Source organism: Pseudomonas sp. BN505 (assembly GCF_029873175.1).
Lineage (GTDB): Bacteria > Pseudomonadota > Gammaproteobacteria > Pseudomonadales > Pseudomonadaceae > Aquipseudomonas > Aquipseudomonas putida.
On record NZ_SSOI01000047.1, the window covers coordinates 1 to 10,587 of the forward strand.

At 63.2% G+C, this 10,587-nt stretch carries 10 protein-coding genes; 5 read left to right on the top strand and 5 right to left on the bottom strand.

Going from position 1 to position 10,587, the window contains the following annotated elements:
• Positions 1-476: thiamine pyrophosphate-binding protein (locus tag E8E78_RS15375; protein ID WP_268989031.1), on the bottom strand; the 476-nt coding region annotated here is incomplete at its 3' end.
• Positions 477-646: 170 nt separating this feature from the next.
• On the opposite strand from E8E78_RS15375, the gene E8E78_RS15380 reads away from it, so the two are divergent.
• Positions 647-1,528 (top strand): LysR family transcriptional regulator, encoded by an 882-nt coding sequence (locus E8E78_RS15380; RefSeq protein WP_016499819.1) that lies wholly within the window; start codon positions 647-649, stop codon positions 1,526-1,528.
• Between the two features lie 141 nt (positions 1,529-1,669).
• Here the strand turns inward: E8E78_RS15380 and E8E78_RS15385 are convergent, their stop codons facing one another.
• On the bottom strand, positions 1,670-2,317 hold the full coding sequence (locus E8E78_RS15385) for an alpha/beta fold hydrolase (protein ID WP_049274466.1): 648 nt from the start codon (positions 2,315-2,317) through the stop codon (positions 1,670-1,672).
• A 37-nt stretch (positions 2,318-2,354) separates the two neighbouring features.
• Positions 2,355-3,479 (bottom strand): MFS transporter, encoded by a 1,125-nt coding sequence (locus E8E78_RS15390; RefSeq protein WP_280312036.1) that lies wholly within the window; start codon positions 3,477-3,479, stop codon positions 2,355-2,357.
• 371 nt (positions 3,480-3,850) lie between these two features.
• Between E8E78_RS15390 and E8E78_RS15395 the strand changes: the two genes are divergently transcribed.
• The 3 genes from E8E78_RS15395 to E8E78_RS15405 all read left to right on the top strand — a co-directional run bounded on the left by E8E78_RS15395 (position 3,851) and on the right by E8E78_RS15405 (position 7,157).
• A complete protein-coding gene (locus E8E78_RS15395; protein ID WP_041167740.1) occupies positions 3,851-5,035 on the top strand; it encodes an MFS transporter in 1,185 nt (394 codons plus the stop codon).
• A gap of 178 nt (positions 5,036-5,213) precedes the next feature.
• Positions 5,214-6,065 (top strand): LysR family transcriptional regulator, encoded by an 852-nt coding sequence (locus tag E8E78_RS15400; RefSeq protein ID WP_280312029.1) that lies wholly within the window; start codon positions 5,214-5,216, stop codon positions 6,063-6,065.
• Positions 6,066-6,161: 96 nt separating this feature from the next.
• Positions 6,162-7,157, top strand: coding sequence for an aldo/keto reductase (locus E8E78_RS15405; protein ID WP_059396398.1), 996 nt, complete (start codon positions 6,162-6,164; stop codon positions 7,155-7,157).
• Here the strand turns inward: E8E78_RS15405 and E8E78_RS15410 are convergent.
• Positions 7,150-8,415 (bottom strand): HAMP domain-containing sensor histidine kinase, encoded by a 1,266-nt coding sequence (locus E8E78_RS15410; protein WP_049274469.1) that lies wholly within the window; start codon positions 8,413-8,415, stop codon positions 7,150-7,152. The genes E8E78_RS15405 and E8E78_RS15410 overlap by 8 nt on opposite strands.
• A complete protein-coding gene (locus tag E8E78_RS15415) occupies positions 8,412-9,104 on the bottom strand; it encodes a response regulator transcription factor (protein WP_049274470.1) in 693 nt (230 codons plus the stop codon). Before E8E78_RS15415 ends, E8E78_RS15410 begins: the two co-directional genes overlap by 4 nt.
• Before the next feature lie 197 nt (positions 9,105-9,301).
• Here E8E78_RS15415 and bamA point away from each other — a divergent pair.
• Positions 9,302-10,587: outer membrane protein assembly factor BamA (gene bamA, locus E8E78_RS15420; protein WP_280312025.1), on the top strand; the 1,286-nt coding region annotated here is incomplete at its 3' end.

Sequence of the window (10,587 nt, forward strand, 5' to 3'; positions counted from 1 at the left end):
GGCAGTTCCAGGTGTACCGCACCTGGCTTCTCTTCTTCAGCCAGGCGGAAGGCTTCGCGCATGCGGGCCGGGATGTTGTCGGCCGAGGCGAACTGGTGGGTGTACTTGGTGATGGGGTCCATCATGCCGCACACGTCAATGATCTGGAAGCGGCCCTGCTTGGACTTCTTGATCGGCTTCTGCCCGGTGATCATCATCATCGGCATGCCGCCCAGGTAGGCGTAGGCGCTGGCGGTAACCAGGTTGGTGGCGCCAGGGCCGAGGGTCGACAGGCTGACGCCGGTCTTGCCGGTCAGGCGGCCGTAGGTGGCAGCCATGAAGCCTGCAGACTGCTCGTGACGGGTCAGTACCAGCTTGATCTTCGACTTGCGCAGGGATTCGAGCAGGTCGAGGTTTTCCTCACCAGGAATGCCGAACACATACTCGACACCTTCGTTTTCCAGACATTGCACAACGACATCGGCGGCCTTGGCCATTTGGGGTACTACCTCAAAATCTTTGTGGGATTGCAGCTTTATTTCGCTGCGTGACTGAGATATTGCAGGATGTCTCAGTGGCGCGCATCGTAGGCCCTCTGGTTAATAATAATAAATATATTGTTATGATGCTTAGCATCACAGTTCGTTATGAATGGTAGAACGCCTCAATGAACCTCAAGGCATTGCGCTGCTGCGTCGAGATCGTGCGCCAGGGCAGCTTCACCAAGGCTGCGCAGCATTTGCACATCGCCCAGCCTGCGCTGAGCATGGCCGTAACCCGGCTGGAAGAAGAACTGGGCGTGACCCTGTTCAACCGCACCACACGCAAAGTCATCCTCACCGCCGAGGGCGAACAGTTCCTGCCACGCATTGCGTCCGCGCTGCGCGAAATGGATGTTGCCCGGCAAGAGCTACGTGACATGGCCGACCTGAAGCGCGGCGAAGTGCGCCTGGGCATCCCGCCCATGTTCGGCCTGCACTATGTGCCCGGGTTGATGAATGCCTTCCGCCGGCTGTTTCCAGGCATTGCCATGACCGTGTTCGAAGGCAGTGCCGAGGACATTGGCCATCGCCTGGAACAACGGGAAATCGACCTGGCATTGCTGGAGTCCAGGCGCGTGCCCCCCGACAAGGAATCGATCCTGCTGGGCAGTGACGAGATGCTCGCGTGCATGCACCCCGACCACCCCTATGCCGGTAAGGCCTTCCTCACGGCGGAAGACCTGCGCAATACCGACATGGTGGTGTTCGACCGCACATTCGTTCAACGTCACCTGCTGGACGCGTTCTTCGCCGAACATGGCATCACTTACCAGGTGGCGTTACAGAGCAACTTCGTCTCGCTGGTGGTGCAGGCCGCGCTGGACAACATGGGGGTGGCGACCCTGCTGCGCTCGGTCCAGCAACGCACGCCGGGCATTGTCGGGGTGCCGTTCCGGCCCGCGCAGCAGATGAGCTTCAGATTGTGCTGGCGCTCGGGGGAATACCTCTCGCTGGCCAGCAAGCGGTTCATCGACTTTGCTGCGCAGACGCATTACCTGGAGCGGTGAGGCTAGCCTGTTCCGGCCCTTTCGCGGCTAAAGCCGCTCCCACAGGTTGGCGCATGCCTTGAAGCGAGCGCGACCGATGTGGGAGCGGCTTTAGCCGCGAACACTGGCAACGCCGGTGCCAGACCGACGCAGGTGTTCCTGTCAGCGCCCGGTTTTCAATGCCAGATGGGCGATCACCTGCTCAGCCGCCCGCCCCAGGCAGCCCTTGAAAAAGTGGTTGGCACCTGCATAAACCGACACCGCCCGTTGCCCCGGGCCTGCCCATTGCAACAGGTTGGCCAGCGGCGCCATTTCATCCTGTTCGCCATGCAGCAGCAGGCAATCCGCAGGCACCGGCAATGGCTCGTAATAGCGCCCACCAGGCACATCACCCACCGGCAGCCCCAGCAACGCCACTGCCTGCAACTGCCCTTCAAGCGCACAGGCCACACGGGCGAACACATAGGCACCAAAAGAAAACCCTACCAAGGCTATTGGCAGCTCCGGCAACTCCTGGCAGAAGTGCCGGATGACCGCGATGCAGTCTTGCGCTTCGCCGATACCCTTGTCGTGCGCACCTTGTGTCTGCCCTACCCCACGGAAACTCGGCCGCACCACTTGCCAACCGGCTGCGCACAGCTGCCGCGCCAGGGTCAGCGGCACAATATGGCGCGGGGTGCCGCCCAGCAGCGGTTGTGGGTGGCTGACCACCACCACCCCCTTGGGCGGCCCGGCGGGGTGGTCGATCAGCAGCTCGATCTGGCCGGCCGGCCCAGCGATAAGCAACGGGTTACGTGGTGCATCCGACATCGTGTTCGTCCTTGCTAGCCAAATGAGTGGCGCGTGATCACGCCGTTTGCCGCGGGAGGCCATGCATCACCAGCAACACCAGTACGACACTGGTAAATGCCAGTGCCGACAGCGTTGCCAGTACACCCGTCGCGCCGAAGTGCTGGAACAGGTAGCCACCCACCAAGGGCGTCAGTGCCTGGCCAACCAACGAGGGGCGCGACATCTTGCCCATCAGCGCAACATACTGGGCTGGCGGCATCAGGGCCAGCGGCAGCAGCCCCCTGACAATCGCCCGCAAGCCATTGCCACAGCCATACAGCAGCAGGCCCAGCGCGGTCACGCCCGGCGCCACGGCCACCAGCGTCAGGCCGACTGCGACCAGCACCGACGACACCAGTGCAGTCCAGATCGGGTGGCGCTTGCCGGCGATGATCTGCAGTACCCGCGACGCCACCTGGCTTGGCCCGAGCAAGGCACTCAGGCCAATGGCAGCCGCCAGCGAATGGCCCTGGCCCTGCAGTACCGCTACCAGCTGCACCGAAACAGCAGTCATGATGATCGCGCCGATGGCAAAGATTGCGGTCAGCAGCCAGTACAAGCGGCGGTCCACTGGCAGATCGTTCGTCACCGTCGTGCCCTGGGCCTTGTGTGGGGGCTGGCCTGCCGGCAACACCCAGAGGTACAACGGCGCCACGGCAACGATCAGCACCAGCGCATAAGCCGTACACGCCGTGCGCCAGCCCAGTTGCTCGATGGCCAGGGCCACCACCGGCCAGGTGATGGTGGTGGCAAACCCCGAAATCAGGGTGATACCGGTAATCGCCCGCCCCGCCCGTTCCGCATACAAGGCACCGAGGGTGGCAAACAGCGCTTCATAAAGCCCCATTGCCATCCCCGCGCCAATGATCACCCAGGCCAGCAGGAACACCGGCAGGCTGTGGCAGTTGGCAACCACCAGCAAGCCCATCCCTACTACCACACCGCTGGCGGCCAGTTGCGAGCGCCCGCCATAACGCGCCACAAGGCGGCTGGACAGCGGCGCCAGCAGCGCCGAAACCATCAGGCCCAGCGAAAGCGCCCCATATACCCAGCCGCTGTCCCAGCCGGTCTCGCGCAGGATCGGTTTACCCATCACCGCCAGCAGGAAGAACGAACCACCCCACACCAGGATTTGCAGCAGCCCCAGCCAGAAAATGCCCAAGGGCCCGGGAAAACGTACGCCAGCATTCACTAAAGCAACCTTATCGACCAAGCGGGCCGGATGTCGGCACACGCAGGCGGCAGTCTAAAAGAGCTGGCGTACGGCTTGCCATAACATCCCGGCATTTCAGTTATGCGCTCGCTGTTGTGTGCCGGAAATCTGAAAAGAGTACTTTTGTACTCTGCCTGGTAACCCGGTGATGAAACTGTCGAAACAAGTACTTAGTGGCCATTCAAGACCGCACGAACAAGGAGCCAAAAGCCCCAAGCCGGTCAGCTTCTCGACGTTGCCGGCAAATATTGACTATGATCCCGCCTTGAACGTTTCAGCATGTTTCAAAAGGGATACAGATGTCAGTCCAGGAAATACCCCCTCTCCCCAGTAAAGGCACCGTCGCAAAGATGGAAGCCGCCATGGCGCTGGGCAGCTTTGCCATCGGCACCGGCGAATTCGCCATCATGGGCCTGATGCCCGACATCGCCAGCAACCTGCAATTAAGTGAGCCCCAGGTGGGCCATGCCATCAGTGCCTACGCACTCGGGGTGATGGTTGGCGCCCCGACGCTAGCGATTCTGGGCGCCCGGCTGCTGCGCAAGCACATGCTGTTGCTGCTGATGGCACTGTACGCCCTTGGCAACCTGGCGACCGCCTTCGCCCCCTCGTTCAGCAGCCTGGTTGCCTTCCGCTTCATCAGCGGCCTGCCCCACGGCGCGTACTTCGGCATTGCCGCTGTGGTAGCATCGAGCATGGTGGCCAAGGACCAGCGAGCGGGTGCGGTTGCCCGGGTGATGATGGGCCTGACCTTGGCCATGCTGCTCGGCAACCCGGTAGCCACGTACCTGGGCCAGTACTTTGGCTGGCGTTCGGCGTTCGTGCTGGTTGGCGCCATCGCGCTGTGCACCATCGCCCTGGTGTGGCGCTTTGTGCCGCAGCGCCACGACGAAGTGCGCAGCGACCCACGCAAGGAATTGCAAGCCTTCACCCTGCCACAGGTGTGGATGGCGCTGGCCATCGCCTCGATCGGCTTCGCCGGCATGTTCACGGTGTTCAGCTACCTGGCGCCGACCATGCTGCAAGTGACCCAGGTATCGCCACAGTGGATTCCGTTCGGCCTGGCGGCGTTCGGGGTGGGCGGCATCGTCGGCAACATTGCCGGCGGTAAACTGTTCGACCGCCTGCAGTTCCGCGCCGTGGGGCTGGTGCTGGTGTGGTCGATCGCCGTGCTGCTGTTCTTCACCTTCGCCGCCCAGGCGCTGTGGAGCCTGCTGTTGGGTATCGGCCTGGTGGGGACCATGATTGCCCTGGCCGCGCCACTACAGATCCGCCTGATGGACATTGCCCATGAAGCGCCGAGCCTGGCTGCAGCGTCCAACCATGCCGCATTCAACCTGGCGAATGCGCTGGGGCCATGGTTGGGTGGGATGGCGATTACTGCGGGCATGGGCTGGACCAGTACTGGCTATATCGGCGCGGCGACTGCGCTGGTTGGCCTGGGCATCTATCTGGTGGCGCGACGGATGAAAGGCGGCCACTGAGGCCCGCTCCCACAGGTACATTACGGCCTTCGAGGCAAATGCAAATCCTGTAGGAGCGGCCTTGTGTCGCGAGGGGCTGCAAAGCAGCCCCAAAATCTCCAATCAACCGCAATCCAGAGTGGCCCCCAAAAAAACGCTACCCTACCCCCCTTCTGCACAAGCTACTGCCGAGCCCTCCATGTTCGATTGGGAAGACCTGCGTCATTTCTCTGCCTTCACCTCGGCCGGTTCGCTGTCCGCCGCCGCCAAGGCCCTGGGCGTCGACCACGCCACCGTAGCCCGGCGCATCGCTTCGCTCGAAGCCTCGCTCAAGCTAAAGCTGGTCGACCGGCGCCCCCGCGCCTATGTGCTCACCGACGAAGGCCGACGCGTTGCCGAACTAGCCGAGCAAATGACCCTGTCCTCCTTCGCCCTTGAACATTTCGCCAGCGCCGGCCAACAGGCGGTGGAAGGCGAAGTGGTGCTGTCGGCACCACCGGCACTGCTCGGCAGCATCGTCGCCCGGCGCCTGGGCGAGCTGTACCAGCGCTACCCGCAGTTGCGCCTGAAGCTGGTGGGCAGCAAATCAAAGGCATCCTTGGCCCGCCGCGAAGCCGACATCAGCATCGCCCTGGCCAGGCCCACAGAACCGACCTTGGTGGTCATCCTGCTGGGCCACCTGCACTACCGGCTGTACGCCTCGGCCAGCTACCTGGCCAGCGCGGCGGCCTGGCGCTACATCGGCTACGACGAGTCCCAGGCCAGTTCCCCACAGCAACGATGGCTGAACCGCCAAGCCGGCCAGCAGCCCTTTGTGCTGCACAGCAATGACCTGCGCATCCAGGCTCAAGCCTGTGCCGGCGGCATCGGAATCGCCTGCCTGCCCGCGTTCATGGCGCACGAGCACGGCCTGAAGGAAGCCGGCAGCCCCGAGCAGACCATGAGCATCGAAATCTGGCTGGCAGTGCATGAGGACGTGCGCGCCACCCCACGGATCAAGGCAGTTACCGACTTCCTCCAGCAACAGGTGCGGCCACTGCTGCGCTTGTGAATTTTTGCGGACTGGACCTGCATCAATATGGAATTTTCGCGCAAGGCTGCCCGCGTTAGGCTCACTCCATCACTAACGCCCTTGAAGGAGACGACGATGCAATACGTAAAGCTGGGTAACACCGGGCTGGACATCTCCAGGTTGTGCCTGGGTTGCATGACCTTCGGCGAACCCGACGCCGGTACTCATCCCTGGACCTTGGGCGAAGACGCCAGCCGCCCCATCATTCGCCATGCCGTCGAGCAAGGCATCAACTTCTTCGACACCGCCAACAGCTACTCGGCCGGCACTTCGGAAAGCATCCTCGGCAAACTGCTTAAGGAGTTCACCCGCCGCGAAGAAACCGTGATCGCCACCAAGGTGTTCTTCCCGGCCAACATGTGGGAAGGGGCCAGCCGGCCCAATGAACAAGGCCTGTCGCGCAAGGCGATCATGGCCAACATCGACGCCAGCCTTACCCGCCTGGGCACCGACTACGTCGACCTTTACCAGATCCACCGCTGGGACTACCACACCCCCATCGAGGAGACCATGGAAGCCCTGCACGACGTGGTCAGGGCCGGCAAGGCGCGTTACATCGGTGCATCGTCGATGTACGCCTGGCAGTTCGCCAAGGCACAGCAGGTGGCGGTCAGTAACGGTTGGAGCCGTTTCGTGTCGATGCAGAACTACCTCAACCTGATCTACCGCGAGGAAGAACGCGAGATGATCCCGCTGTGCCTGGACCAGGGCGTCGGCCTGATGCCCTGGAGCCCGATGGCCCGCGGGCGCCTGACACGGCCGCATGGGCAGCAGACCGCACGCACGCGCAGCGATGTATCCGGGCAGTCGTTCTATGAAAAGACCGAGGTGGAAGACGGCCGGGTGATCGACGTGGTCGAGCAAATCGCCGGCGAACGGGGCGTGCCAATGGCCCAAGTGGCGTTAGCTTGGGTACTGGGTAAAACCGGCGTTAGCGCCCCTATCGTCGGCGCCTCGAAGCCTGCACATCTGGACGATGCACTGGGCGCGTTGACACTGCAGCTGAGCGAGGACGAAGTGGCACGCTTGCAGGCCCCTTACGTCCCCCACACGGTGACCGGTTTCAAGTAGCGCTGGCTTGCGGCAGGTCGATACGCACCCGCAGCCCACCGCTGGCTGCGGCCTGCGCGGAGATGCTGCCGCCATGCAGGATAATGGCGCGCTGGGCAATCGCCAGACCCAGGCCAAAACCATCATCGCTGCTGTCGGTGCCCCGGTCGAACGGCTCGAAGATGCGCTTCAGCCGCGCCGGGTCCACGCCCGGACCGTGGTCACTGACACTGACCTGAAACCATTGCCCGCCCGGCGCCAGCGCGGCCTCGACCAACACTTCGGTGCTGGCTGCGGTGTAGCGCACGGCGTTACGGATGATGTTCTCGAACGCCCGGTACAGCAGCTCTTCATGCCCATGGATGAGAAACGCGCCGTGGGCGTGCAAGGACACCTGGCACTGCTTCATGCCCGCCTCGAAACGGGCGTCCTCGACGATCTGCGCCAGCAGCTCTACCACATCGACACTGGCAAAGTCGCTGTCACCCTGCCGCGCCTGGGCGCGGGCCAGGGTCAGCAGCTGCTCGATCAGGTCGTCCATACGCCGTGACTCACGCTCCACCCGTTCCAGCATGTCGTGCCGGTCGGGCTGCTGACGCATCAGGCCGATGGCGGCATGCATGCGGGTCAGCGGTGAGCGCAGTTCGTGGGAAATATCGTGCAGCAGGTTCTGCTGCGCCTGCACCAGGGCCTTGAGCTGGCCAGCCATGCGGTCGCAGTCCTCGGCCAGCTCGACGATCTCGTCGCGGCGCTTGCCCAACCTTGGTTTCACGCGCACATCGAACCGGCCCTGAGCTACCTGGCCCATGGCTTCGCGCAGCCAGGCCAACGGGCGAGTCAGGTACAAACTGCACAGGAAGGCAAACAGCGCACTCATCAGCGTGCCGGTAAACAGCGGGCCCATGCCTCGAGGACGCGGCGGTTCGCCAAGCACCGTGGCCACCGAAGCACGCAGCACCAGTGGGCGGCCTTCACTGTCGTTCAACGCCTGCTCGAAACGCACGACCGGCACCGCTTTGCCTGCCAACAACTGGCCCTGGCCGTCGTAAAGGCCCACTTGCACATCCGGCGGCTGCGGCGACACCTCCAGCAACTGCCGGCCGGGCTGCTCACCATAACGCTGCAGTACCTGCAGCTCGGTGGCCAGCAGCGAACGCAGCGCCGGGGTATCGCCACGCCACTCATTGAGCATGAAGGCGCCCGCGCCCACCAGGAAGGTCAGGCAGTTGGCCAGCCAGAACGCCAGGAACAGCTTCCAGAACAGGCGCCGGCGCATCATTCGACTATCAGCATGTAGCCCATGCCACGCACGCTCTGGATCCAGCTACTGCCGTCGGCGCGTGGGCCGAGCTTTTGCCGGATGCTGCTGACGTGCACGTCGATGCGCCGGTCATAACGAGTCAGCGGCCGGCCCAAGGCGTTGAGTGACAGGTCTTGCTTGCTGACCAGCTGGCCAGCCTGGCGGGCCAACGCTTCGAGCAGGCTGAACTCCGAGCCGGTCAGCTCCAGCGTGGTTTCGCCCCAATGCGCCTCACGACGGCCCGGCCACATTTTCAATGCGCCCGTGCGCACGTGTTCGGGCGCACTGCCCTCACCCGTGGAATGCGGCTGCACCCGGCGCAGGATCGCCCGCAGGCGTGCGACCAGTTCACCCGGGGAGCTGGGCTTGGGCACGTAGTCATCGGCCCCCAGCTCAAGGCCGGCAATACGGTCGATGTTGTCGCCACGGGCAGTCAGCAGCAGCACCGGCACCTGGCTGCGCGCACGCACGCGCCGCAGCACTTCAATGCCAGAGATACCCGGCAGCATCACATCCAGCACCACCACCTGGAAGTGACCGGACAACGCCTGGGTCTCGCCCTCTTCACCCGTATCCACGGCAGTGGCCTGAAAGCCTTCGCGCGCCAGGTACAAAGAGAGCATTTCAGTCAGTTCGCGGTCGTCGTCGACCAGCAGCACAGGGATCATCGGGGCCAGACATCGCAATTGCAGGGGCTGTAATGATCGCCCCGCAGGCCGGCACTGTCACCGCCGGCCGGTCGGACTTTACACATCTTTACCCTCGGCTAACCGCGCCGTACACAGCCCGCCCGTATCCTCATCGCCCGCTGCTAGCGGGTTGCCCGCGCTTGCTCCCCTACGAATCCGCTTGTCTGGAACCCCCGATGAACTACCCGCGCCTGTTGCTCTCCATCCTGTTGCTGAAAGCCTCGCTGGCCCAGGCCTCCCCTTTCAGGATCGCCGACATCCGGGTCAACGGCCTGCAGCGGGTTTCCGCTGGCAGTGTCTTCGGTGCCTTGCCGCTGAACGTCGGCGATCAGGCCGATGACCGCCGCCTGGTGGACTCGACCCGTTCCCTGTTCAAGACCGGGTTCTTCCAGGACATCCAGCTGAACCGCGATGGCAATGTGCTGATCATCAACGTGGTCGAGCGCCCGTCGGTGTCGAGCATCGAGATCGAAGGCAACAAGGCGATCAGCACCGAAGACCTGATGAAGGGCCTGAAACAATCGGGCCTGGCCGAAGGCGAGATCTTCCAGCGTGCCACCCTTGAAGGTGTGCGTAACGAACTGCAGCGCCAGTACGTGGCCCAGGGCCGCTATTCGGCCGAGGTCGACGCCGAAGTCGTGCCGCAGCCGCGCAACCGCGTGGCGCTGAAGATCAAGATCAACGAAGGCACCGTCGCTGCCATCCAGCACATCAACATCGTTGGCAACAACGTGTTCGATGATGACACCCTGGGCCAGCTGTTCGAGCTGAAGACCACCAACTGGCTGTCGTTCTTCAAGAACGACGACAAGTATGCCCGCGAAAAACTGTCCGGTGACCTGGAGCGCCTGCGCTCCTACTACCTGGACCGCGGCTACATCAACATGGACATCGCCTCCACCCAGGTGTCCATCACGCCAGACAAGAAACACGTCTACATCACCGTCAACATCAACGAAGGCGAGAAGTACACCGTTCGCGACGTGAAGCTGTCCGGTGACCTGAAAGTGCCGGAAGACCAGGTCAAGTCGCTGCTGCTGGTGCAGCCGGGCCAGGTGTTCTCGCGCAAGGTGATGACCACCACCTCCGAGCTGATCACCCGTCGTCTGGGCAACGAAGGCTACACCTTCGCCAACGTCAACGGCGTGCCACAGCCGAACGACCAGGACCACACGGTCGACATCATGTTCGTGGTCGACCCGGGCAAGCGTGCCTACGTCAACCGCATCAACTACCGCGGCAACACCAAGACCGAAGACGAAGTGCTGCGTCGCGAAATGCGCCAGATGGAAGGCGGCTGGGCTTCGACCTACCTGATCGACCAGTCCAAGACCCGCCTGGAGCGCCTGGGCTTCTTCAAGGAAGTCAACGTCGAGACCCCGCAGGTAGCCGGCACTGACGACCAGGTCGACGTCAACTACAGCGTCGAAGAGCAAGCCTCCGGCTCGATCACCGCCAGCGT

Coding starts and splice junctions, on each gene's coding strand:
- E8E78_RS15380 (WP_016499819.1), top strand. CDS start 647: ATGAACCTCAAGGCATTGCGCTGCTGCGTCGAGATCGTGCGCCAGGGC.
- E8E78_RS15385 (WP_049274466.1), bottom strand. CDS start 2,317: ATGTCGGATGCACCACGTAACCCGTTGCTTATCGCTGGGCCGGCCGGC.
- E8E78_RS15395 (WP_041167740.1), top strand. CDS start 3,851: ATGTCAGTCCAGGAAATACCCCCTCTCCCCAGTAAAGGCACCGTCGCA.
- E8E78_RS15400 (WP_280312029.1), top strand. CDS start 5,214: ATGTTCGATTGGGAAGACCTGCGTCATTTCTCTGCCTTCACCTCGGCC.
- E8E78_RS15405 (WP_059396398.1), top strand. CDS start 6,162: ATGCAATACGTAAAGCTGGGTAACACCGGGCTGGACATCTCCAGGTTG.
- E8E78_RS15410 (WP_049274469.1), bottom strand. CDS start 8,415: ATGATGCGCCGGCGCCTGTTCTGGAAGCTGTTCCTGGCGTTCTGGCTG.
- E8E78_RS15415 (WP_049274470.1), bottom strand. CDS start 9,104: ATGATCCCTGTGCTGCTGGTCGACGACGACCGCGAACTGACTGAAATG.